Here is a 26,427-nt window from a genome sequence, read left to right on the forward strand (position 1 = left end):
TTAATATATTCTATAAAATGACCAATATGAATTGTATTGTTCAATTATTTTTCTGCGCGACGAGCTTTCAGGTCTGCTTCAATTTTAACTTCCATTTTTTTGTCAATCGCATAGAAGAAAAGCAAACCAACCCCAATCAGGAAGGGAATTGAAGGATACACACTCACAAGCATTCTGGCACCGGTAGCTACCGATTCTGGTTGAAGTGCATGACCGGCAGCACCACTCTCGTTAGGAATATATCCGTAGAGGTGCAGAATCCATGTAACCAATGAACCTCCAATTGAAAGTCCGGCTTTAAGACCTACCATCATTGCAGAGAAGATAATTGCAGTTGCTCTGCGGTTTGTTCTCCACTCTGAAAAGTCGGCCACATCGGCAATCATAGCCCAAAGTACCGGAACTGTAATCCCGTAGAAGAAGCCATGCAGAATTTGCGAACAGAACATTAAAGCCACACTGGTTGGTGCAAAGAAGTAAAAAATCAGGATAAAGATGGTAGAGACGAACAAACCAAAACGATAGACATCCCGTTTACCATATTTATCAGCAAGTTTTTTCGACAGACCGATACCAATCAACTGGAATACGATGCCGCCACCGTTGAACAGTCCAAAACCTGTTGCCACAGGATCGGAACCCGAAATATTAATTCCCAAATGACCTAACAGAGCCAATATAGGACTGATAAAGTTTGTCAGAGCCGTTTTATCCACATAATTATTAAAATAATAAACGTAAGATCCGCCCTTCATGGCAAGAGTAACAAAAATCAAAATGGTCAATGAAAGCATGATCAACCATGGCTTGTTCTTCGTAAGGTCGGAAAGGTCTTCCTTGAGTGAGGATTTTTGCTCTGCTGTGGGGACGATACGTTCTCTGGTTGTAAAGAAGGTTATGAGCAACATAACGGTACCCACAATGGCTAACCATGTCATAACGGCTTCAATCCCGACGGCTTTATCTCCGTGGCCGGCATATTCTATGATAGGCAACATAAATACCTGAACAAAGAACTGAGCAAACATTACGGCAATAAACCGGTAAGAAGAGATACTGTTTCGTTCGCTCATTTCACCGGTTAGCACACCGCTCAATGCCGAATAAGGCAAGTTGCTGGAAGCATACAGTAACAACAGGAACGTATAGGTAACAGCTGCGTAAATAAGTTTTCCTTTGTAGGAAAAGTGAGGAGTTGAAAACGCCAAAAATGCCACAACCCCGAGAGGAATCGCCGTGTACAGAATCCACGGTCTGAATTTACCCCATTTGGAGTTTGTTCTGTCAGCGAGGGCTCCAATAATCGGATTGAAGATAAATGCTGCAACTAAGCCTACAGCAAGCATAATGATTGACGCATCGGTATTTTTCAGGCCATAAATATCCGTGTAAAAATACGCTAAATAGGTAATCAAAGTTTGGAAAACCAGATTGGCCGCCAAGTCACCAAGACTATAGCCAATCTTTTCAAATACAGACACTTTCTGAGATTTCAAATCCATGATATTAATTTAATTATTTGTATATAGTTTTTTATTCAACGCTAAATGAATATTATTGTTCTATCTAAAATTGTGCTACAAACAAGCTACCATGTACACTGGCATGGTTGTCAAACCCGATTCTTGATACCCCTTACCTTGCTAAAGAGTCTTTTTCAAAAAGTGCCATACAATTTTCATCTATAGGTTCCATGGAGACATTGAACAATGCATCGTATCTTTAACAAAGACAGAACATTCGGTTTCTCTCATCGCATCCGAAATAAACGGAAACAGGCAAAATACTCAAAGACTACAAAAATGCCATAAAATAATGGTTCTGGCTTTTTATTTTGAGTAATTCAGTTTCGATTTTGAATAATTTTCAACCTAGAAAAGAATGGTGCAACCTCTTTCTGCCCAAACTTACATTCCCACCAGAAACCACTTTCAATACAGCTCACTTGTTCTGAACGGAGATGCCGGGAGGCCTTCCTTGTTGTACAGGTTGGCGCCTTCAGGATTGTTACTCCAGGCATACCGCACCGCTACCGGCTGGGAGACTTTACTACTGCTAACAATAACAGAATTGCCCACAATATGAGCCTCGGCAGGAAGATAGTTGCCGTCTTTTCCGCAAACTTCAAAACAATTCAACGTTTTTCCATTCCTTGCAACCATACCGCTGCCGGTATTAGTAAAGCTCAGAATCACCTGATTACCTGCAATCTTCAGCGTGCGGTAAATCGGTCCCAAATATACGATTTTATTCTCTCCGTAAGCTACTTTTCGGGCAGCTAAGGCCAAACGAGCACCCAAATCTTTCTTATTCACCGGATGAATATCGTTCCATTCGCCGATGTCGATGCTAACAGCCATACCTGTATTCGGCACAGCAGAAAGCGTTTTGAGCTGGGTTTCGCGCAGGTAAGCCCAGTCATATTTTGTACTCTCGATATTTACTTCGACAAAATTGGGCAATTGCGCGTAAATAAAGGGAAAATCGCCCTGCTGCCATTGATTCCTCCAATCGCTTATCAAGGTTTTGAACAACGAAAAATGTTCGAATGCCTTGCTGGTATTCGATTCGCCCTGATACCAGAGAACTCCTTTGATGCGATAATTCAGCATTGGAGCAAGCATACTGTTGAAGAGTGCCGTCGGAATTTTACCGGTAAACAAACGCTCTTCCAGAGGATCAGCAACAAAACCGGCTTTATATTTCCAGTCGCCTTCCAGATTAATAGTTTGTCCGCCGGTAGTCAATTCGTATTTTTTGCCGGGGACAAAACCTCCGTGACGTATGTAGTTAATTATCCTGACAACAATCGTATTGCTGCCTTCATGCAGAACGCCCTCCGGTATCTTATAGTTTCGCTCCGAATATTGAGATCCAATGCCTCCTATAAAACGCCCGTTGATAAAGACGGAATCGGCGTCCACGATTCGACCCAGCCGTATATTTGCGGCTTTACCTGCCATAGAAGCCGGCACTTCAACCTCCCGTCGAAACCAGAATACACCGTTCTCGGCACCAAATTGACTTTCCGGCCAATAACCCGGAACGTGCATGACAGACCAGTCGGAGGTATTAAGTTTCGGATCTGTCCATGCCGGTTCACTTTTATAACCTGCATCATTTTGCCGCAATGCGTGATTCCAGTTCACAACCCGCTCGTTATCCTGTTTATTGATTCTTTTCATCCACCCGGGATCTTTGAAGCGCAAGGCATCCTCGTAATATTTCGGAAACGATTTGATGGCCTCCTCGCTAATCCACGCTTCTGCAGAAGATCCTCCCAGCGAGGCATTAATCAATCCGATTGGCACTTTGTAAATCCGGTACAGGTTCAAAGCAAAATAGTAACCGGCTGCCGTAAACATACGCAGGTTTTGAGGCGAAGCGCTTTTCCATTGCCCTGACTTGTAATCGACATCGCGACCATCGAAACGGTACCCCGACGGGACATAAAACTGACGTATGAACGAATTCTCCGACTTTGCAATATCATCTGGATAGACCGAGGCCAGTGCTCCCATAGAGAGCCCCATATTGGATTGTCCGGAGCACACCCACACATCGCCAACGGCAATATCCTTCACTGTTATCGAGTTATTCCCGTCTATTTGCATGGTATACGGACCGCCCGCTTTAAGGTCGGAAAGCATGATACTCCACTCTCCAAGAGCATTTGCTGTTGTTTGATAAGTGGCTCCGATAAACTGCACCGTTACTTTTTCGCCGCCGGAAGCCCAACCCCAGATTTTCACTTTGGCATTTCGTTGCAATACCATTCCGTCGCTAATCAGTTTAGGAAGCTTTACCTCTCCAAAAGCGGATACTGAAGCTAAAAGCACAGATAGGATTAATAATTTGAATTTCATTTAATTACCATTTTAATCTACCAAAAGAACGACAGAAGAACTACGTTTCGGTATTGTTCTCACTAAAACGAATTTATTTCTGCAGCAGATGATCTACCAGAGCTGCCAGATAAATGTAACCGGCACAACCATCGACCACAACTTCATTTTCGTACCAAATAAAAGGCCAGTCCTCTTTGTTTTCGTAGAAGTCAGGCTTGATAAGGTAGTTACCGGGAACCATCCCGCCGGGAATAGAGGTGAAGTCGGCACGGTTGTTGCCGTAAGTCACCCGTTTGGAATTGACACCCACACCGGAAACAAACGAAATGCTGGATGCCGGATGACAACCCAAAATATAGTTCAATCCGCGGATGGCATACTCCCTGCTGATAATATCGGGGAAGTATTCGTACAGCTTTGCATTATTCAGCGACCAGTCGACGATGGAGAAATTACTGCCGGGAGAGTAGAATCCACCCTGTCCCAGAGGCACTCCGTAAGGATTTTTATCAATCAATGCATCCAACTCCCTCTTCGTATTTTGGGCAATTGTTCTCAAATCGTTTTTATACTCTTCGCCCATGAAAGGAATGGCCTTCAACAAAGTCCGGAGAGAACTTGCTCCGAAGGACATACTCTGCTGACCTCCACCGAGACTCTTTTTCACTTCCGGCCATATTTTGGCAAGAAAATCGGAATATTTTTTGTCTTTGGTCGCCAACAGCAATTCAATCGTCAGCGTAGCTTCCTGACCGACAGACATCGATCTCATAAATGCCGGAGAAAAATCCGGCATATCGTTTTCGACCGGCGTTTCCTGCTTATTCAAAACATTGTCGATCCATACCTTCTGAGCAGTAGCCAAACATTCGGCAGAGAGCCTGTTGTTATACGATTTTAAGGCACGACTGGCTGCTGCCAGTGCTGTGGCCGAACCGACATCGCCCATCGGACTGTGGCTGGTAAATGCCCACCGGTCGTCCATCGTTCCGGAGGTAAAACCGTCTTTCTGAAAAGGTTTCAGGTTTGGATTATAGACCAATCCATCAGTAAGATTTCCGGCATCGCCAATCATGTCGTACTGCCATAAGTGAGGTTGTACAATACCGCGGATGGAGTGTCCGAATGCACGGAACTGAGCCATCAGTGCCAGCGTTCCGTGTTCTATCTGTTGCAACAAATCGGGAACTCCATCGGGATGATGAATGGCCACATATTTGCGCTCTTTGTCCACCATAGTTTCGTCGTGATTCAGTTTCAGATCTTCCCATGCGCTAACCAGATATCCGACCACCGTATTGTGCGACCCTGTCTGAATATCGAAATCTCCGGCATCGAACCAACCTCCTATATTCAAACCGGGAATATGTTCGTAAGGTTTATATTTGGTTTCTGTGGTGTGTCCCATGCGGTAACCATCATGAATAAGCGTGTCTGTAGGTGCCTGTAGCGCATCATCCTGATGCGGATTGCCATGCCATACCCGGTAGGCCTCTTTCACAAACATGTGATCCATTTGCACCGGCAACCAGGTATCGAGCGTGGGGTGCCAGATGTTGGCATACACATCTTTGCCGATGGGGAAAGGATCGGAACTGACGTTGCCGTATTTGATTTGATAAATGCCCGTTTCTTTGACCGAAGAGAAATCGAAACGGAGGTAATTGTAACGCATGAATTTACCCCAGTTTGCCAGTTTGCCATCCAGGACTTTCTCCTGTGTGCCGTTTTCATTCATGCGGTACAACGAGGCCGTAGCAAGCGCTTTGTCGTTGGGATCAATTTCAATTACAGCAACTTTCTGCTGATCGGGATAATAGCCTACCTGCGAATGCGATATTACGGGTTCTTTCACCCAATTGGCAATGCTATTGGGAGTAAACATCCACTGAACTACCGTCCCGGTTTTGCCGGCAGGAATCAGTTCGCGAACCACATACCATCCGTTGGGGGCAAGGTTGCGTCCATCCAGCAGGCTGATCTGGCCTGTAAGCGATTCGACCGAGACCAACGATTTAGGATCATCGGGTGAAAGGGTCAGCTTTTTACCCGAAGCAAGCGGTACAACCTTTGCGTAGGTATCTCCGAAGCGTTCGTTGGTCAACAGGTTGTTGAACTGCGGAATCTTTTCGGAAAAGGCATCGGCTACCGTCGGACCGGCTGCCACCACAGGGCAAATGCCGGTTTTCTGATCCATCAGGTAAGTCTTTTTGAAATAAGTAGCCGGCAGAAATTCAATGTTCATACCAGCTTTCCCTGCTAATTTTGCTGGTAGAGGTTTATCGAGCGTAACGGTGATAAGGCAACCGTTGCCTTTGCCTTCCACCTTAATTTTGCTGGTAAAATCATACTCCTTATAGTAAAGGGAGACCGAGACCGAATTACCTTTGGCATCGATAGTGCGATCGGATGCCGTTGGAACCAGATCCCACTGTTCGGGCGTAGGACTGAGACGGACAGCTCCACCGGTTACGGTACGCACACCATGTTGTATCATCTCTATCCCGTTGACCTTCTCATCAAAAAATCCGCCTGCATTGTACGAGTCGTTGTAAATCATCAGATCGACACCCCGCTTTTTGAATACGCCCAAATCATTCAGTTGAAAGGCGCTCTGCTGACTATAGCCGAAAGCTGTTGACAGTGCCAGAGCAACCACAACATGCAGGATTTTCTTGAGTTTATGGCTTGTGTTATACATGGGATAATGGTATTAAATTGGTAGTGCAATACGTTCTGCCGCCCTACTTATTTCAGATCGATAGCTATTTTCCAATGATCGGCCACGGCTTTCAGTTCTGCTTTTGTGAGATAAGTGACGGCACCATGTTTGGGGCTTTTGAAATTGGTCGTTTTCATCTCACCTTCGTTGAAATGACCGATATTTTTGAAATGAACAAAATCAGTAGTTTCGCTGAAACCCATGTTGCTTGGGCGGGCACCGTAGACATCGTACATCAACACGTAGGCATCGGTTCCAAGACGGCGAAAGAGGTTGGGAGCTTCGGTCGATACCTTTTCGGGATCGATACGGCCACCTTCGACTTTATAATCGCCGTTGATTTTATTGGAAACAGCATGTAGAACTTTGGCATCGTTTACGTAAAATAGTTGGTAGTTGTTACCCACCTTGGTGATATCGCCATCCAACCCATCGATTCCGGTAATTTGTTTGGGTGTAGTTTCGAGTTTGGTAAAATCGGAATTGGCATAGGAGTAGTAGAGATGACAGGATTTGTTGTTATAACGAATCGTGAAATAGACCATCATTTTCTTGGCAACAGGATCGTAAACGGTTTCGGGAGCCCACGAGCAGTCGATATCTCCCAGTTCGGGAAAGGCTTTGTCAACGCGAAAATCGGCATGTGACCAATGGATCAGATCGTACGACTTCATAAGTACCAACGCCCGGTTGTTTCCCCATCCGTATTTTTCGGCAGGACGTTCAAATTCGGTATCGCGATAACCGGCACGCTTGCCGAAGATATGCAAATCGGTCATTGCCAGATAGAAGGCTCCGTCGGGACCACGTGTGATATGCGGATCGCGTACGCCCTTCTGTTCGGCCAGTTGAGAGCCTACAAACACAGGTTTACCGCCATTCACATCCGTAAAGGTGTATCCGTCGGCACTGATGGCCATGTAGGCCGATTGATCCTGATCTTTGAAATAAACCAGCAGGTAACCGGCCAGATCTTTCTCGTTAAACTTTTTCTGTTTTAATGGCTTTTGAGCCTTGGGAACGATAACGATTCCGGTCTGCGGAACAGCAGTTGTTTCTTGTGCAAAACCGGAAAGAGAAAAGAGTATGCTTAAGAAAACGATCGAAAGAAGGAATGAATAGTGCTTTACCATGATTTTGGGATTTGAGATGTTTATGATTGCCGCATGAGGCTTGCAAAAGGAATAAGTTGATTGAGTTTTTACGTCCTCAATGCAACTTACTCCAACCATCGACCGGCTTGTAGAAATGGACGTTATTTAAACAATCTGGGGGCAAATTCGTTGAGAGCACGTCTCCAGGTCAGCCATTCGTGGGCAGTTCCCTGCGATTCGTGGAAAACCACCTTAATACCATGCTCCTTGAGTGCATCTACAGCAGCTTTCGGACTATTTTCAGCCGTCCCGGTACTGATGAAGAGAAGGTGCATTTTATCGTTGAAAGCCTTAGCATCTTTAAACACTCCGTTGAATGAAGTTTCAACCTGTGTTTTCATATCTGGAGCCGGAGCTGCATTGTTGCCACCCATTCTCATACCCATAAAGAAACCGCTAAAGGTTCCCATCCATGCAAATTTATCCATATTGGGAAATACGGTTGAGGTTGTCTGACCTCCGCCTCTCGACAAACCTGCCATAGCACGGTGGTCACGATCGGCCTGAGTTCGGAATGTCTTTTCGATAAACGGCATCAGGTCTTTCACATAGATTTGAGTAACATCGTTGGTTGCAGCTTTGCGGACATCCGGGTTGGTTTTGATATCGCCGCTTTCCATTACCACAATCATTGGAACAGCCTTTTGAGCTGCGATCAGCCCATCCATAATGTTGCCCATGTGACCTTGATTCGACCATCCGTTTTCATCTTCTCCCCAACCATGAAGCAGGTACAGAACCGGATATTTCTTGGTCGGATTCTGTTCGTATTCGGCAGGCACATATACGTTCACGTGACGTTCCAGTCCGTTAAGTTCCGACCAGTAGTATAAAGAACGAATCTGTCCGTGAGGAATGTTTTTATTGAAACGGTAATAATCACCTTCCGGTCCTTCGGGAATCTCTACACCCGACGATTTCCAGTTGCTACCGAAATAGGCATCGGTATTGCGATCCATTACCGGAACACCGTCGATAAGTACGGCATAGTAGTGAAAGCCCACGACCTGAGGATCGGAAGTGCAGGTCCATGCGCCTTTTTCGTCCTTCACCATGTCATATTTTTTGTTGCACAAATCGATCTGTACTTTTTGAGCTGTAGGAGCGTTGACACGAAACATCACCTGACGTGTTGTAGCATTGACGGCCGGATACTGCGCCAGAAAAATATTGGTTGCGCTCGGTTTGAAACCTTCGGGAAGTGCTTCTTCCTGCGGGCCACGTTGTTGAATACCTGCAAACTGAGCCGATGCGATGGCACACATAACCAATGCCACCATTAATAGTGTTATTTTTTTCATGATTATAAGTTATTAAAGTTCTATTTAGTAATAAATTAAAGGTATCTGTTACCCAAAACAAGTTTATCACCCGAGTCGTCGACCTCCCATATCTGGGGTTTACGCGGGCCGTTACCTTCAGCATGATGAACAATAAACAATCGTTTGCCTTCAAAAGTGGTAAATAACATTCCGTGACCGGAGTTATCTCCCTTGAATGCCTCTGCCTCGTGCACCCACGGACCTTTGATGCTGCCAGAAGTTGAATAAGCAATGCCCTGCGCATACCGGTGTTCGCCCCAGCTCGACCACAACATGCCCAATTTGCCGGTTTTGGTGCGGAACATTTCGGGGCCATCTGTCACCCAACCGGGCATCTTCAATCCAAATGTTGCTTCGCCGATACTGTTCATCTCTTTCGACCATGGTGCTGCACTGGCGCGAAACATAGTAGTAGGCTCGGCGGTACGGTGGGTCAAATCTTTGGAGAGTGGCATGTAATCCATTGTGCCGTCGATAAGTTGTGTCCATTCATGCACAAAAACCATGTATGCAGTGCCGTTCTCTTCGTAAAGCGTTCCGTCTATGATATCCCAGTTTTCAGGGCCGAGACAAAACTCATGATCGGCCACCAAGGGCTTGTAAGGGCCTTCGGGCGAGTCGGCCACCAACAGTTGAGTCTGGTTGCGAGGCACATTGTACCGAAGAGGTACATATTCGATCAGATGATTGTGATCACTCCACGTTCCGGCATAATAATATTTATTGCCGATGCGATGAATTTCAGCGGCTGCAACAAACAGTCCGTCCATCCAGGTACCCGACAGATCGATTATAGAATAGGGTCCTGTCCACATTTTCAGATCTTTGCTTTTGTACAAACGACCGCCGGTTCCGGTAAGATAATATGTATGGCTCTTTTCGTCAGGGAAAATATATGGATCGCTCATGGAGATTTGTTCCAGTGCCACCGTCTCAATTTTAGGTTCGGGACGCGGCGTTATGGGCCGTCTGGCTGGTCTCGGTGCGCCTGTTGCAGGGAGCATTCCTCCAAAATTCCGTTGCCCCGGATCGGCTGGAGGCGCCTGTTCTCCGGGAACGATTTTACTCCGGGTTTCCGGCTGATCGTGTTGTTGAGCCGTAGCGACTTCCTGAATTGATGTAAACGACAGTGCAACCAACAGAATGCCTGTCCAGTTATTTTTTAAACGTATCATTGTAAAGTATCTGCAATAAATTAGTTTGTATTATTGATAGGAATTATGCGGTTTGCCGGTCACTTGATAGATAAAAACCAAGCGGCATGGAAGTCGCTTGACCCCTTAGAAAATCGGTAAAAACAAAGAGATTGCTGTTGCAGGCGCTGGCGCTCATCGGACGCGAAACAGGAGCATTGTCGTTGGTGGGTTTGGTGATTTGGGACATTCCAAATCCTGTAGAACCCAGCTGGGAGGGAATAGTTACTGTAGGAATCGGCTGTTTTTTAATTACCGACTGCGAAGTGTTTTCCGAAGTCTGTGCCATCATAACCGACGGTAAAACGGCGGGCATGACAAGAATAACGAGCTTCTTCATGGATTTTAAAGGTTAATTAAAACGCTGAATATATGCAACATACAAGTATTTACAACAAAACAATTGTATGTTAATTACCAAATGTAAGTAAAAAAACAATCCGTTATAACGCAGGGTTCTGTTTTTTTTCAGGCCCGTCACTACAGGTTGACGACGTTATTGTACAATTTAAAATTGTGGCTCAAATTCCGACGACCATTTTCTTACTGTTCTACCGACAGCAAAACCGTAAAATCGAACTTTAAGGTGAAGATACCTGACAGGAAAAACGCTTCCCGATTTTGAACCTTCAATCGAAAATAAGGTGTCTCTATTCAAGAAAACCGGTAAAGTATCACTGCATTGCAGAGAATACCTTGCCCGGTTTTCTATAATCTATTTCCCGTTATGCGGGAATCACATTTTGGCTCTTAATCCTGTTTTTTTACTTTCAGAACATCGCCCTTTTTCATCAATACATCATACTCATATATTTTCTTCATCTCACTTTTTACCGCTGCCGTTGTCGCATGTACGATAGGCGTGATAATGTTCGGAACATCATAAAATGAATTCGGATTGTTGCCGTTTGCTTTTTTCAGGCCGGCTCCGGTTAACGGAACGTAGGATCTCAGACGGCAATTACCATCGATCGATGCTTTTACGGTAGCATCAGCAAGCTCTCCCTTTGCCCATTTAATATCAATTTCAAAACCACCCTTTGCTCTGAGGCCTTTTACACTTCCATCTTTCCAGAGAGTAGGCAATGCAGGCAGCAGCTGTATAGCTCCGTCGTAACTTTGCATCAACATTTCTGTGATTCCCGACGTACAGCCAAAATTTCCATCGATCTGGAAAGGCGGGTGTGAATCGAATAAATTAGGATAAGTCCCTCCTTTTTGTCTGCCACCGGACTGAATAGCAGGAGTCAACTGATCGGTAATGAGTTTGTAGGCATGATTGCCGTCGAGCAGGCGCGCCCACCAGTTTACCTTCCAACCCATAGACCAACCGGTAGATTCGTCGCCACGGGCGATCAAAGACGTTTTGGCAGCTTCGAACAACGCCGGCGTTCTGTAAGGCGATATTTGACCGGAAGGGAATAGTCCGTATAAATGAGAAACATGACGGTGATTATCTTTCGGATTGTCCCAGTCGTACATCCATTCCTGCAACTGACCCCATTTACCGATTTGCATCGGAGCTAGACGGCTCATTGTTGATTTAATTTTTGCCACCATCTCATTATCAACTTTCAACACTTCTGCCGCCTTTACGGTAATATTGAAAATATCGAATACCAGTTGATTATCCATGGTTGTTCCTGCCGAGATGGAATAATCGGGGTGATCTGTCGGGGCATTTTCAGGAGAAACGGACGGAGATATCACCAACCATTTGGTTTTAGGTTCTTCTACCAGAAAATCGAGGAAGAACTGCGCGGCTCCTTTTATGACAGGATAAACCGTTTTGAGATATTCCTTGTTGCCACTGTATTCGTACTTATAAAACAGATGTTGCGACATCCATGCGCTTCCCATCGGCCACATTCCCCAGAATGCACCATCAACAGGACCGTTGATACGCCAGATATCGGTATTGTGGTGCAAAACCCAACCATTGGCTCCATACATATCTTTGGCCGTCTGCTGACCGGTTTGCGAAAGCTCTTTCACCATCTGAATCAGAGGCTCATTCATCTCGGTCAGATTAGTCGGTTCGGAAGGCCAGTAGTTCATCTCGGTATTGATGTTCACTGTATATTTGCTGTCCCATGCCGGCATCAGCTGATCGGCCCAGATACCCTGAAGGTTAGCGGGCTGACCGCCGGGTCGGGAAGAAGAAATCAGCAAATAGCGGCCAAACTGGAAATACAATGCGACAAACTGAGGATCGTTGCCCTTGGCAAACTGTGCCAACCGAACATCCGTCGGATTTTTTGCTGCATCGGTAGTTCCGAGATCGAAACTTACACGGTTGAAATATTTCTGAAAGTCTGCCACGTGAGCTTTAAGTATTTCTGCATAGTTTTTTTTCAATGCTTTTTGCAAATAGGCATCCGCTCTCGCACCGGCATCGGCACTAATATCATGATAATTATTGAAATTACTGGCCATGGAAATGTAGATTGTTACCACATTGGCATTGGCAATATTCAAAGTCGAATCCGTTGCAGATACAACACCGCCATCAGTGAGAATCTTCACCTTTGCTTCAAATTTCACCCCTCCTTTTACCGTTTCCTGATCGCTGGTAATACCCGTCAACACCAGTTCATTTTTACCGTTGGTTTTTACGGAGCAGGTTGGAATGCGGTCTCTTCCGGTGGGGCGATCCATCGAAGCTGTGAAACTGATAGCGCCCCGTTTATCGGCTGTAATCCGTTCAACAATTACCTGATCGGGAAACGAAGAAAATGTTTCCGTTTTGAAGTTAACCCCGTTCCTGGTATAACGTGTTGACGTAACAGCTCTTGCCAAATCAAGTTCGCGGTAATAACCGGAGTAGTTGCTGTTGCCCGGAGCACTCAGTCGGAGATTTCCTACCGTCTGATAGGACATGCCATGCGAAGTTTTACTGATGAAATTTTGATTGACAAGATCCTGAGCTTCTTTATATTTGCCTTCAAAAATAAGTTTCCGGACTTCGCTCAATGAAGCTTTGGCATTCGGATTGTCATTTCGGTTGGGACTCCCGGCCCAGACGGTATTTTCATTCAGCTGAATCGTTTCCTTCGCCGGATCTCCAAAAACCATCGCTCCCAAACGGCCATTTCCGACCGGAAGAGCTTCCACCCACTGTTTGGCAGGTTTTTCATACCACATAATCAGCTTATTTTGCTGAGCTTGTACCCATTGCACCGAAAAGCACACACTCAATGCAATACCTAAAAAACTTACTTTAAAGAGTCTCATTTTCAATATTTTATTGATTATACCATTTCACTCATTTAAAAACCCTTGAGGCAAAGTCGTGCAATGATTTACGCCAAACCTGCCACTCGTGATCGCCGGGGAATGAGGCAAACTGCACCTTCAGTCCGCTATCCTGAAATTTCTTCACCTCCTTTTTTGTAAACTCAAAACGGGGATCCTGTTCGCCCACAGAGACGTAGAACAGTTTCAATTTTTGATTGAACGACGTTGAGTTGCTCAGCAAACCCGGAATTTCTTTATCCGCATCAAACACTTTCCCGTTCGGATTGGCGATGCCACCAAAGATTCCCGAACTGAAAACGCCGACAGAAGAAAAACAATCGAGGCTGCCCAAGCCTGCATAAAAAGCCTGCCCGCCACCCATCGAAAGGCCGCATAACGCACGGTGGTTCGCATCGGCAATCGTGCGGTACGTTTTATCGATAAAAGGAACAATATTTTTCGTCATTTCTTCTTTGAAAGCAGCCATCGCAGCATTGCTATACCCGCCTCCACCTTTACCTGTAGTTACATTTCCGTTAGAAATCACTACAATCATCGGCTTGGCTTTGCCTTCAGCAATCAGGTTGTCGAGGATTATATCCGTTTTGCCCTGCACTGCCCAGCCGCGTTCGTCCTCTCCGCCACCATGCTGAATGTACACCACCGGATATTTTACCTTTGCATTAACATCGTATCCGGCAGGAGTATAGACAAACAACCTGCGCCAGCTGTTGGTTACCTTCGAGAAATAGTATTTGGAACTCAGCGCTCCGTGCGGAACATCTTTCACTTCGTAAAAACCGGCACCTTTCTCAGGAATATCGATTGCGCTAGCCATGCGCCCCATGCCGTAAAACGTTTCGCTGGCAGGATCAACAACCTTCACGCCGTCGATCACCAACGAATAATAGTGAAAACCGGGAACCTGAGGCGCTGTGGTAACCGTCCAGAAACCCTGATCATCTTTGGTCATATCGTACAGTTTTCCCAAATCAATCTGCACCTTTTTAGCGTCGGGCGCTTTGATTTTGAAAACAACGCTCAGGTTGTCCAAAATACGCGGATATTCGACACCGGCAATATTGGTTGCAGCCGGTTTGCCGGGGTTCACCTCTTGCGCACTAACCTTGCCGATCAGTAAAATCATCAGAATGAAGAACAGCACCGCTGTTGTGATAAATTTCCGGATCATAATCGTTTTCTATTTCTTGAATAATTTAGGTACAAAATCGTGCAACGCTTTCCGCCACACATGCCATTCGTGAGCTCCGGGAAAATAGTTGTATTCCAGTTTAAAACCCTTCTCCTTAAATGTTTCAATGGTCTTTTTCGTGTACTCGTACGAATGATCCTGCTCTCCGCTGGAGATATAAAGCAGTTTCAGTTGCTTGTTAAATTTTTCGGGATTGGTAAAGATGCCGGGAATTTGTTTTTCGGCATCAAAGATATTGCCGTTTGTCCCGCGAAAAGCACTCGAACTGAAAGCTCCCACCCAGGCAAACTTATCAGGATTCAGCATTCCTATCCGGAAAGAGGTGCCGCCGCCCATCGAAAGCCCCGCAATGGCGCGATGTTCGCGATCGTTCTCAATCCGATAATTTTGGTTCACAAACGGGATAATCACGTCGACCAATTCGTCTTTGAAAAGATCCATGAAGTGGTTGGTCGATTCGGTGTTGTAACCCGCTCCTATGTTGCGAATAACATACTCGTTGGTAGTAACAACAATCATCGGAACGGCCTGTTTTTCGGCAATCAGGTTATCCATAATAATATCCAGATGACCCTGTTTCACCCAGCCGGTTTCATCCTCACCGGCTCCGTGTTGCAGGTAAAGCACCGGATATTTCTTAGTCAGATTTTGTTCGTATCCGGGAGGAAGATAGACAAAAATTCTGCGCCACGAGTTTGTTTTGGACGAAAAATAGCGTTTGCTTTGCACCGTTCCGTGAGGCACATCTTTAATAAGGTGAAAATCGACTCCCGCTTCAGGAATCTCGATGCCGCTTGCTTCTCGACTCATACCGAAGAAGGTATCGCTTGCCGGATCGGCAACAGCCACGCCATCAATCACCAGAGAGTAGTAGTGAAAACCGGGAACCTGCGGAGCGGTAGTGACCGTCCAGAAACCATCGCTTCCCTTCTCCATGTCATATTTCTTGCCCAAATCGATCTGCACCTTTTGAGCTTCGGGTGCTTTTATCCGAAACATAACCCGCAGGTCGGGCAAAATACGCGGATATTCGGCCCCTGCAATATTGGTTACTGCCGGTGCCGAATTATCAGCTTGCTGTCCGAAGCAGACAATGGAAGTCTGCAACAGAACAGCAAAAAACAATAAAAACGTTTTTCTCATCCAATCAATTATTTATACGAATCAGAAGTGGAAAATAGTCCGTTAGAACTTATATATCAATAGAAAATAAATACCGTGCTCAGAGTTCAATCCCATACGGGGTTGCATTAATGCGGGAATTACATTTTCTATTAGCTTCGCTGAACGTTGTTTGATATGTATGACCTACGGTCAAGTTAATGATCCGATATTTAGTAATTATTTCAACTCCTGATCCGCATTATTTATCCTGAAATAGCAAGGGAGCAAAGCCATAGAGGCATTTACGCCAGGTCTGAAAGACATGCGCAGTACCCGGAGCTTCGTAATACACGTGCTTTATTCCGTTTTTTTGTAATTGTTCATGAATAGCACGACCGGCATTCGGTCCCTCTGCCGAACCCTGACCGATATAGAATACCTTAACTTGCTTAGCAAAAGCATCCGGTTGGGTAAGCAAACCATTGTAAGCCTTCTCAATACCAGCAAAGCCAAAAGGAGCGGCACTAAAAACACCGATACTTGCAAATTTATCGAGATTAGTTTCGGAAATCTGATATGTTTGAGCACCGCCGAGAGAAAGACCTGCAATAGCCCGATGCTCACGATCGGTAAGCGTGCGGTATCTTGTATCGACCATCGGAATAATATCCTCTATCATAATCTTGGCAAAAGCATTCCAGAAAGGATCCATTCCACCCAGACGTTGAGCTGCATTAGCAGATCCTGCAGGACTCTGAGCCCTGCGGGCCGCAAGATTAATTCCGGCAAGGCCTCCGTCTTCCATCACTAGAATCATCGGTTTTGCCTTACCCTGAGCAATGAGATTATCAAGAATAAAATTGGCTCTGCCCTGACTCTCCCACGCACGACGATCCTGATTCATACCATGCAACAGGTAGAGAACCGGATAACGCTGTTTGACATTCTGGTCATATCCCGGCGGAGTATAAATATAAGCGTGGCGCATTTCACCGGTCGATTTGGCTTTATACCAAACCGAGCGAACATCGCCATGCGGCACATCTTTTATGTCGTAAAAGTCAACGCCTTGCTCAGGCACTTCAATACAACTGTAAATATGGCCTGCATCATAGAATGTTTCGCTCGAAGGATCGTTGAGTTCAACACCGTCGATTTTGATCGTATAGCAAAGAAATCCGGGAGTCTGGGGCTCTGTTCTACCTGTCCAGAAACCATCTTCTCCTTTAGTCAGCGCCGTATTTCCAAGACTCACCACAACACTTGTCGCCTTTGGTGCATTAATACGAAAGAGCACGCGGTGCTGTGCATCGACACGCGGATAATCGGCACCGACAACATTCGTTGATGCCGGTTTCGAATTATCAGCCTCCTGTCCGAAGCAGACAAAAGCAGTCTGCGACAGAACAGCCAAAAGGATCAGAATCGTTTTTTTCATCGGATCAGTTATTTATCCTGAAACAAAAGTTGGGCATAACCGTACAGGCTCTTGCGCCATGTCTGGAATTCGTGAGCAGTACCAGGAGCTTCGTAATATACGTTCTTCACGCCGGCTTTGTCGAGCGCTTCGTGAATGGCACGGCCGGAATTCGGACCTTCTTTGGAACCCATGCTTACGAAAAACACCTTCACTAATTTGGCAAATTCAGCCGGTTTCTGCAACAACCCGTTGTACCCGGTTTCCACACCTGGGAAACCAAATGGAGCGCTAAAGATTCCAATATGCGAGAATTTGTCCAGATTAGCCTGTGAAATACCGTATGTTTGAGTACCTCCAAGTGAAAGACCTGCAATGGCACGGTGTTCGCGATCGGAAAGTGTACGATAGTTTGCATCGATGGTCGGAATCAGATCCGCAATCATCACTTTTCCGAATCCATCCCAGAAAGAGACCATCCCGGCAGGTGCACCCATAGGACTACGCGGAGCCTGACCTTGCGGAGCTCCCGGCTGACCCTGAGGCCGTGGCCCTGCAGGACGGCGTGGACCACCACCCATACCGGCAGCAATGCCACCATCTTCCATCACAATAATCATCGGTTTGGCTTTTCCTTCAGCAATCAGGTTGTCGAGGATAAAGTTGGCACGTCCCTGAGTCGACCAGGCACGACGATCTTCTCCCATGCCGTGTTGCAGGTAGAGTACCGGATAACGTTGTTTGGTATTCTGGTCGTATCCCGGCGGAGTGTAAATGTAAGCATGACGGTATTCGCCTGTAGACTTGGCAAAGTACCAGAAAGAGTTAACTGTACCGTGAGGCACGTTTTTGATGTTATAAAAGTCAACACCATCTTCGGGAATTTCCATACCGCTCATCATTTTACCTGCTCCGAAGAACGATTCGCTTGAAGGATCAGCCACCTCAACGCCGTCAATTTTCAGGGTATAATAATGAAAACCGGGATCTTCTGGTTTTGTTACTCCGGTCCAAAAACCATCTTCACCTTTGGTGAGCGGTGTATTGCCCAGACCTACAGAAACAGTTTGTGCTCCCGAAGCACGAAAACGGAAATAAACCCGTCGCTGAGAATCGACGCGCGGATAATCCTGTCCGACAATGTTTGTCGAAGCCGGTTTTGTATCGGCCGGATAGTTATTTTCTTGCGCAAAGCTAACGGCACTGACAGCCAGACTTAGCATTGCCATCACAATTTTCTTCATCGTTTTATTAGATTATTTGAAAAGTAACGCTGCAAATTGATTTAAATCACGTCTCCATGTAAGCCATTCATGAGCCGTGCCCTGAGATTCATAATAGGTATATTTCACGCCTTGTTTTTCCAGCATATTACGAAAAGCTTTCACCGATCCCGGGAATGGAGCCGGTTCTACCGTGCCCAAACCTAGCCAGAAAAGTTTGATCTGCTTATTCAACGCTGCTCCGTCTTTGAACTTGCCACCCATAAATTTTTCCACATCAATGGCTTCGGTACGCGGATAGTTGGAAGTTCCACTGAAACCGGCGATGTAAGAGAATTTATCCAGATTATTCATCGTAATGGTGATAGTCTGGTTGGCTCCCATCGACAGACCGGCCATGGCTCGGTGCTCGCGATCGGAAAGCGTACGGAAAGAAGCGTCGATCATCGGGATAATTTCATTAATCATCACCTCTTCAAACGGGAAAGCACTTTTGCTTGGCGCGCTTGCATTTGCTTTGGTTGCATAACCATTATCCATGACGATAATCATAGGAACTGCCTTTTTTGCAGCAATCAGGTTATCGAGAATCAGATTGGCTTTCCCCTGGGTAGGCCAGCCGGTTTCGTCCTCTCCGCTTCCGTGCTGCAAATAGAGCACCGGATAACGTTTCGACGGATTCTTATCGTATTCGGCCGGAGTATACACAAAGCAACGACGCCATGAGTTAGTAACTTTTGAAAAGTACATTTTCTGACTAACCAAGCCATGGGGCACATCCTTCTGTGCATAAAAATCCTGATCGGGTGCTGGAATTTCAATAGCGCTGCCCCAACGGCTGGCACCATAAAAATAGAGACTTCCCGGATCGGGAACCGAAGCACCATCCACATTGAGTTGATAATAGTGGAAACCTTCAACCTGCGGAGCAGATTCACCGGTCCAAACGCCTTTATCGTCTTTTTTCAGGTCGTACTTCACACCGCCGATATCGAGTTGCACCTTCTGTGCATTCGGAGCTGGAATGCTGACCCGAACCCGTCCTTCGGAGTTCACCTGAGGAAACATTTTCCCCGGCTGATTAACCGACGACGGTTTGAAATCTTCCACTACAGTCTGAGCCGGTGCCATTTGACAAAAAGCAGCTGCAACAAAAGCTATAAAAATATGTTTGATATTCATGAGCCAAATGTCTTGAATTATTTGAAAAGAAGCGGAGCAAATTCGTGCAAACTACGTCTCCATGATTGCCATTCATGAGCAGTTTCGGGCGAAACATAGGAAACTCCTTTAATGCCTGCTTTTGTCCACGCATCAGCAGCTGCTCCGATACGGGCAGCACCACCTTCACGACCACCAAAGCTCATAAACACCACTTTGGTATTCTTCTTAAACGATTCGATATCTTTGATTTCTGATGGCTCAAATGTTCCGCTGCTGAACATTCCCACGTATGCAAATTTGTCGGGGTTTGCCACAACGATGGAGTGCGTTTGCATTCCACCCATGGAGAGCCCGGCCATTGCACGGTGTGCCTGATCGCCAACTACACGGAAGTTAGATTCTACAAACGGAATCAGGTCGTTGCAAAGTATTTTTTCAAATTCGGCGGCAAAGTTCATTCCACCACCAGGACCTGCCATTCGGGGACCATTGCTGGGAGCCGACGGTGCTGCATTGGGTTGTCCGGCACCAGGACGTGGAGCGCCGGCTGGTCTCGGACCACGTGGCATTCCGCTCATATTGATACTGCTGTTTTCCATCACAATAATGAAAGGAACGGCTTTTCCTTCGGCAATCAGGTTGTCCATAATGAAACCTGCGTGTCCCTGATTTCCCCAACCTGTTTCATTTTCGCCCATACCGTGCTGAAGATACAACACCGGATATTTTTTGCTGTCTTTATCATATCCCGGCGGAGTATAGATGTAAACACGACGAACGCTTTTGCTTGTATTTGAATAGTATTGCGTTTCGCGCAACTGGCCATGAGGAACATTTTTAACGGCATAAAACTCCTGATCTTTAGCCGGAATTTCGATACCACTTCCCCAACGACTTGCTCCGTAATAGTACAAGCTTCCCGGATCTGGAACCGAAGCTCCGTCGATATTGAGTTGGTAATAGTGGAAACCCTCATCCTGCGGAGCAGACTCGCCTGTCCACACTCCTTTTTCGTCTTTCTTCAGGTCATATTTCACGCCACCGATATCGAGTTGTACTCGTTGAGCTTCAGGTGCCGGAATACTAACGCGAACCTTTCTCTCCGAGTTTACCTGAGGATATTCCTTCTCCTGTTGGGTTGTAGGAGTTTTTTTGAAATCTTCCACCGCGGCAGTCTGAGCCAAGCAAATTCCTCCGGTTAATGCCGCCGTCAACAAAACGGCTATTGATCTGTATTTCATGAATTTATTTTTAATACTGTTATTGAATTATTCAAAAGATTATAGGATATCTTTCCTCGTCCAACCTTTCAGGCTGTAATTATATGAAAGCTTCCATTCACCGCAGGTCAGTGACCTGCGGTTATGAAAATAATGCCTTTCAGGCAAAATATCAGATGCTTGTTTTATTTGAAAAGAAGCGGAGCCACTTCTTTCAGGCTACGACGCCATGTCAGAAACTCGTGAGCTGTATTTTCGGAAACAAAAGAGACAGCGTTATAACCGGCTTCTTTCAAAGTAACGGCAGCTTTTTTAACCATGTCGGGGTTTTCACGGCTACCGCAGCTAATGAAGATAAGTTTAGGATTCGCTTTGCCTTTCAGTTCTGCAGGATTGTAAGTACCTCCACTTAACAATGCATAGTAAGAAAATACATCGGGACGAGCAAGTGTAATCGCGTGCGTTTCCATACCACCCATCGAAAGACCTGCCATAGCACGGTTTTCCTTATTAGCAATAGTACGGAAATTAGCATCTACGTAAGGAATCAGTTCATCAACAAGCACCGTCTGGAACGGAACATAGCTGAAACTACCGATAGTGCCAGGTTTGGCATCGTTAGTCATTCCATAAGTCATCACAATGATAAACGGTTTGATTTTACCTTCGGCAATCAGGTTATCCATAATCAGATTGGCATGTCCCTGGTTGCTCCAGGCTGTTTCGTCTTCTCCCCAACCATGTTGCAGATACAATACAGGATATTTTGTCTTTGTATTTTTATCGTATCCGGCAGGAGTATAGACAAACGCACGTCGTGAAGTGTTGGTGCTTTTTGAAGGGAACAGAATTTGTTGTACGTTACCGTGAGGCACATCTTTGAGCGCATAGAAATCCTTGTCGTGAGCAGGAATTTCGATACCGCTTTCCCAACGGGTAGAACCGTAGTAATTCATTGCACCCGGATCGTTGAATACGCCACCGTCGATGGTCAGGTGATAATAGTGGAAACCTTCATCCATCGGACCGGCAGTTGTACCCATCCACGAACCGTCTTCGGCTTTTGCAAGCGGAGTTCCCCCTTTTGCGCCACCTAGTCCGAGGCTTACCACAATGCTTTGTGCATTAGGAGCTATAACGCGAAAACGTGCATAACCCTGCGAATTTACCTGCGGGTACATTTGTCCCGGTTGATTACATGTTGAAGGTTTGAAATCTTCGATAACGGCCGACTGATTTGCCTGAGCCGAACAAAAACTACTGGTAAGTACCGTCGCAAAAGCAACAGCTAACATTTTGATTTTCATGATGTTTTTTTAGATTAATAATAATACATATCAATTCCTGATCAGGAAAAGAATCTGTTGTTTGATAAATTTTCAATAATGGTCTAAAATACCGGGCTCATCCGGTTTCAATATTCCACCGTCTGCTCCGTCCATGTTGGTTCATGGATGTAGAACATTCCGTCTTTATAAGTTACCGGTTCGATACCCATCTGAGGCATCGGCTCCCACGGTTCGAGCGTCTGACAATAGGGATAAGGACGCTTTTCGTACATCATATAATGGCATGAGTTCCATAAATTTCCATCAGGACCAATAAACAACGCATTATGCCCCGTCTCGGAATATGGATCGGGCGTGTCCTGAAATTTCAAATGCGAGTATCCTCCTTCAGCAGCCAGTTCGGGACGATATCCTTTTTTTCGGGTTCCGAATATCGGATTCGGAGAGGCTAATTCCCAGGGCCCGAGAGGCGATTTCGATTTCAATAAACCAACTTCGTATCCACGAGTCCATGTCGAGAAAAACATGAAATAGGTACCTTCCTTTTTCACCACAAACGGTCCCTCAATACCTCCTATCATCCACTCCGGCCAACCGGGTTGCTTTTTATCCAGAAATTTCTGAATAGGAGTCATAAGTTTGCCGATGTTTAAATCAATTCTGGCCTGAAAAAGTCCGTTGCCGCTGCAATAGAGATAAGTCTGTCCGTCTTCGTCTTCAAATAAGGTAGCGTCGTTATTGTACTGCGGAGTGAGCGGTCCGTTGACAAGTTTATAGGGACCAGTCACCTTATCGGCAACAAACAACCAGACGCTATGAGTCTTCATTCCCTTCGGATCTTCCTTTGTCACCTTTCCGCTATTAACGGTAAGGTAGTATTTGTGTTGTATAAAATGAATTTCGGGAGCCCAGAAACGTCCGTTATAAGGACAATCGGCCGGCAACTTAGCAGCATCAATAATCCACGAATGCTGTTTCCAGTGGATAAGGTCGTCGGATTCGAGCAGGCGAACGCCCGGATTAGGACCTGTCCAAACAGGGTTGGAGGTTCCGGTACAATACCATTTGTCTCCCACTTTAATGATGCAATGGTCGCGCATGGAGATTGCCGTGTCCCGCGTTATCGGGTTGGTATACCGAAAAATATGCTTCGCCCCTTTGACTGGGGATATGGCGGCATTCGCCTTTTCCTGTGCAAAACAGGAAACCGACAACACAAACAAGACAAGAAACAGGTTGATACTCCTCATTCTATATACATTAACAGATTCAATACATTAACTAAGCCGGAGCCGATCTTCGTTATTCGAACCGTATCCAATCAACTTCTACTGGTTTGCTATCCTGAGACACAACGCACAAATTATAAACTCCTTTTTTTACGGCGGAAACTGGGACTTTGATGGTTGTCCAAGCACTGCTTTTCGGAACATTGATTTTGGCAACAACGACTCCATTTACATCGTTAAGTTTCAATTGCAGCGAACCTCCCGTTGCAGAAAGTGCTCTAACCTGAAGTGATTTGCCTCCTTTCTTAGCAAAGTTTACTGCGTTATATTGCACCCATGCTCCCTGAGCATCGAAAATTGTTTTCCACCCTTTGAATGTATCGGCCGTATCAAGCAAAGCTATCGAAGCTCCCTTTTCACTGATTTTGCTGTAGCGATCGAGTTGGATCTCTTTTGTAGCATCCGACAAACCTACACCACGGAACGTCGGAATAACTTTTTTGATGGTTCCGTCGGCATTAAAGGTCAGACTATCAACCCTTACCGAACGGTTTTTGTCAAACTTGGGAGAGTAGTCGCGGTCGTGATAGAAAAGATACCACTGATTTTTGTAATTGACGATAGAATGGTGATTCGTCCAGCAGTTAGATGGTGATTCGTCCATGATAACTCCGACCGGTTGATAGGGACCCATTGGGCTATCGCTCATGGCATATTCGAGACGTTCAATCTGGTTGGCTACGTGGGGATAGGTGAGGTAATATTTGCCATTACGTTCCATCGCAAACGGACCTTCAATCAGGCCTTTGGTTGGAAGATTTGCTATAGTTTGTACCGGACCATCCACTTCAATCATGTTATCTTTGAGCTTGGCAACGCTGATACGCCCCATTGCCGTAAAAATGTATGCCTTACCGTCTTTGTCCAAAAGCACGCAAGGGTCGATACCACGGATACCCTCAACTGGTTTATCCAGCACAGTATAAGGGCCTTCCGGCTTATCGGCTGTAGCTACGCCAACTCTTCCGCCAACCGGGAAGTAGAAATAATATTTGCCATTTTTGAACACGCAATCGGGTGCCCACATATCGTAATTAATCTTGGTCAACCAGGGTACTTTGGTTTGTGTAACAATCACCCCATGATCAGTCCAATCGGTAAGATTATCGGACGAAAATACGTGGTAATCGGCCATACAAAACCAATCCTTCCGCAGGTTTTTATCCTGAGGTGTTGGTATATCGTGTGATGGATAGAGGTACACTTTCCCGTTGAAAACACGTGCTGTAGGGTCTGCACTAAACTGGTTGCGGATAATCGGGTTTTGAGCGTTCACAAAAGAAACAGCTAAAAGTCCGAGCATAACGCCAAAAATCAACTTCATCTTATTGTTCTTCATTTGTAGTATGGTTATCAGAAATTTATTACAATTTATTGTTGTTCAGGTTAATTTCAATTTTGTCGATATCAGGAGCCCATCCTTTTGCATTGGAAATCCGTATCGCATTATATCCTTTGTTCAGTTTCACCGATAGCGACTTCTTCGCCACAATACCTTTTCCGCCCGAATTCAGACCGGCAAGCGAAAAGGCCTTTCCATTGACAGAAAGCGTTGCGGTTTTGGTATCTTCGGAAGTGTAATACAAAACGAGCGTATAACTTCCGGCAGACGCAGCATACACATCACGGAATTCAATGTAATTATCTTCACGGTTGCCGATTTTGATTACTTTGGTTCTTCCGGAACAAGCCGCATCCGTCAGCGGCCTTGCCTGATCGGGAACAATTTCACTATTCTCCGTCAGGTTAAAGTTATTGATCCAGGCATATTCAGCTTCAAAGACTTCCTGCAACTTCGTTTTTTGAGCCGTCACCTTCACCAACGACACGCCATGTGCGGGAATGGTAGCCGTATATTCCGACTCCATAGTTCCCAAATCAGTGCGAGCCCAAAGATCTCGTACTTTGGCAGAACCTACAATATTAAGATCTTTCCAGCTAACGGAGGCCGACGTCGGCGTTGTTTTCAGATTGAGCAGCGCTACCGCAAACTCTTTGCTCTGGCGACCGTTGAGATGTTTTGCCCACACCTGCACACTGTCTTTTTCGAACAGCAAATGTGCCTGCAAACCAGTCGGATCCTGATTAATGGCAATTACTTCGGGATTGGTAATAATCGATTTGGTTTCGTCGCTGATTTTGGTCATGTCGAGTCCCAGAGCCAATGGTGAAGAGAGAATACACCACATGGCAAAATGGCTTTTATCCTCTTCAAACGACAATCCACGTCCCACCTCCAACATATCCATGTCATTGTAATGCCCAGGACTGGCATACGGAGCCAGAAATTTATTCTGATTGATAATGCCGATAATACTTTTCCATCGCGCTTTTGAACCGGGAACAAAGTTGATATCCTGCGACATACGCCAAGAGTCGGCAATCGTGGTCACCCATGTGCCGGGAAATTGCCAGCGGCAAACGTTGAAGTTGATATCGATACGACCGGTATTGTTCATTGCTTTACGAATAGCGGTGTAGCGGGTTTTCTCATCGAGTTTTTGCTTCAAGCCGCCGCAATAATCCACTTTCAGGAAATCAAATCCCCAAGTTTTGAAGAAGAGATCGATGTCCTGCTGATCGTGACCGTAAAGTCCGCCGCCAACACCTCCGGGTTGTCCGCTATACTGCGACCCGCAGGTATTCTCGCCGGCTTCGCTATAAAACCCGGCTTTCAATCCTTTTGAATGGATATAATCGGCCAGATATTTCATTCCATGAGGAAATTTGATCGAATCGATACGCAGGGTTCCGTTAGGATAGCGAAGATTAAAAAAACCGTCATCAATGTTGAGATACCGGAATCCGGCAGCGGCAAGCCCCGATGAAACCATTGCATCGGCCTGCCGTTTTATCAAAGCCTCATCGATTTTTGCTCCGAACTGGTTCCAGCTCGCCCACCCCATCAAAGGCGTACGCGGAGTTGAAGTGTGTGATTTACCTTTGGAATTCGCCGACATCGTTACCAGCAAGAAAGACAAAACAACCAGGCCAAGACTTAATTTTCGCATAACAGTTTTTTGTTTGTATAT

General features: G+C 45.7%; 18 protein-coding genes. All 18 read right to left on the bottom strand.

The window, feature by feature from the left end; all coding sequences use genetic code 11:
- Positions 1-44 precede the first annotated feature (44 nt).
- The 18 genes from PJIAN_RS09910 to PJIAN_RS09995 all read right to left on the bottom strand — a co-directional run bounded on the left by PJIAN_RS09910 (position 45) and on the right by PJIAN_RS09995 (position 26,406).
- Positions 45-1,502 (bottom strand): MFS transporter, encoded by a 1,458-nt coding sequence (locus tag PJIAN_RS09910; RefSeq protein WP_068704528.1) that lies wholly within the window; start codon positions 1,500-1,502, stop codon positions 45-47.
- Positions 1,503-1,931: 429 nt separating this feature from the next.
- Entirely contained in the window at positions 1,932-3,866 is a 1,935-nt protein-coding gene (locus PJIAN_RS09915) for a sialate O-acetylesterase (RefSeq protein ID WP_068704530.1), read from the bottom strand.
- Positions 3,867-3,939: 73 nt separating this feature from the next.
- Entirely contained in the window at positions 3,940-6,549 is a 2,610-nt protein-coding gene (locus PJIAN_RS09920) for a glycoside hydrolase family 9 protein (RefSeq protein WP_068704532.1), read from the bottom strand.
- 47 nt (positions 6,550-6,596) lie between these two features.
- Positions 6,597-7,703, bottom strand: coding sequence for a glycoside hydrolase family 43 protein (locus tag PJIAN_RS09925; protein ID WP_068704707.1), 1,107 nt, complete (start codon positions 7,701-7,703; stop codon positions 6,597-6,599).
- A gap of 122 nt (positions 7,704-7,825) precedes the next feature.
- Positions 7,826-9,025: an alpha/beta hydrolase-fold protein gene (locus PJIAN_RS09930; RefSeq protein WP_068704534.1), complete on the bottom strand. Its 1,200-nt coding sequence runs from the start codon at positions 9,023-9,025 to the stop codon at positions 7,826-7,828.
- A gap of 35 nt (positions 9,026-9,060) precedes the next feature.
- A complete protein-coding gene (locus tag PJIAN_RS09935) occupies positions 9,061-10,221 on the bottom strand; it encodes a glycoside hydrolase family 43 protein (RefSeq protein ID WP_068704536.1) in 1,161 nt (386 codons plus the stop codon).
- A 43-nt stretch (positions 10,222-10,264) separates the two neighbouring features.
- Positions 10,265-10,579 (bottom strand): hypothetical protein, encoded by a 315-nt coding sequence (locus PJIAN_RS14920; protein ID WP_153802543.1) that lies wholly within the window; start codon positions 10,577-10,579, stop codon positions 10,265-10,267.
- Positions 10,580-10,989: 410 nt separating this feature from the next.
- Positions 10,990-13,473: a glycoside hydrolase family 95 protein gene (locus PJIAN_RS09945; RefSeq protein WP_068704540.1), complete on the bottom strand. Its 2,484-nt coding sequence runs from the start codon at positions 13,471-13,473 to the stop codon at positions 10,990-10,992.
- Positions 13,474-13,504: 31 nt separating this feature from the next.
- Positions 13,505-14,668: an alpha/beta hydrolase-fold protein gene (locus tag PJIAN_RS09950; protein ID WP_068704542.1), complete on the bottom strand. Its 1,164-nt coding sequence runs from the start codon at positions 14,666-14,668 to the stop codon at positions 13,505-13,507.
- A gap of 9 nt (positions 14,669-14,677) precedes the next feature.
- Complete coding sequence (locus tag PJIAN_RS09955; protein WP_068704544.1) at positions 14,678-15,832, bottom strand: alpha/beta hydrolase-fold protein; 1,155 nt, start codon at positions 15,830-15,832, stop codon at positions 14,678-14,680.
- Positions 15,833-16,052: 220 nt separating this feature from the next.
- Positions 16,053-17,231: an alpha/beta hydrolase-fold protein gene (locus tag PJIAN_RS09960; protein WP_068704546.1), complete on the bottom strand. Its 1,179-nt coding sequence runs from the start codon at positions 17,229-17,231 to the stop codon at positions 16,053-16,055.
- Between the two features lie 8 nt (positions 17,232-17,239).
- Positions 17,240-18,454: an alpha/beta hydrolase gene (locus PJIAN_RS09965; RefSeq protein WP_068704548.1), complete on the bottom strand. Its 1,215-nt coding sequence runs from the start codon at positions 18,452-18,454 to the stop codon at positions 17,240-17,242.
- Between the two features lie 12 nt (positions 18,455-18,466).
- Positions 18,467-19,615, bottom strand: coding sequence for an alpha/beta hydrolase (locus tag PJIAN_RS09970; RefSeq protein WP_068704550.1), 1,149 nt, complete (start codon positions 19,613-19,615; stop codon positions 18,467-18,469).
- 17 nt (positions 19,616-19,632) lie between these two features.
- A complete protein-coding gene (locus tag PJIAN_RS09975; RefSeq protein WP_068704552.1) occupies positions 19,633-20,838 on the bottom strand; it encodes an alpha/beta hydrolase in 1,206 nt (401 codons plus the stop codon).
- Between the two features lie 164 nt (positions 20,839-21,002).
- Positions 21,003-22,124 (bottom strand): alpha/beta hydrolase, encoded by a 1,122-nt coding sequence (locus tag PJIAN_RS09980; RefSeq protein WP_068704554.1) that lies wholly within the window; start codon positions 22,122-22,124, stop codon positions 21,003-21,005.
- A 107-nt stretch (positions 22,125-22,231) separates the two neighbouring features.
- Positions 22,232-23,356 carry a glycoside hydrolase family 43 protein gene (locus PJIAN_RS09985; RefSeq protein ID WP_068704556.1) on the bottom strand — a complete coding sequence of 375 codons (1,125 nt, stop codon included), beginning with the start codon at positions 23,354-23,356 and terminating at the stop codon, positions 22,232-22,234.
- Positions 23,357-23,408: 52 nt separating this feature from the next.
- Positions 23,409-24,734 (bottom strand): family 43 glycosylhydrolase, encoded by a 1,326-nt coding sequence (locus tag PJIAN_RS09990; RefSeq protein WP_068704558.1) that lies wholly within the window; start codon positions 24,732-24,734, stop codon positions 23,409-23,411.
- Between the two features lie 25 nt (positions 24,735-24,759).
- Entirely contained in the window at positions 24,760-26,406 is a 1,647-nt protein-coding gene (locus PJIAN_RS09995) for an alpha-galactosidase D (RefSeq protein ID WP_068704560.1), read from the bottom strand.
- Positions 26,407-26,427 lie beyond the last annotated feature (21 nt).

The organism is Paludibacter jiangxiensis (assembly GCF_001618385.1).
Classification (GTDB): Bacteria; Bacteroidota; Bacteroidia; order Bacteroidales; family Paludibacteraceae; genus Microbacter; species Microbacter jiangxiensis.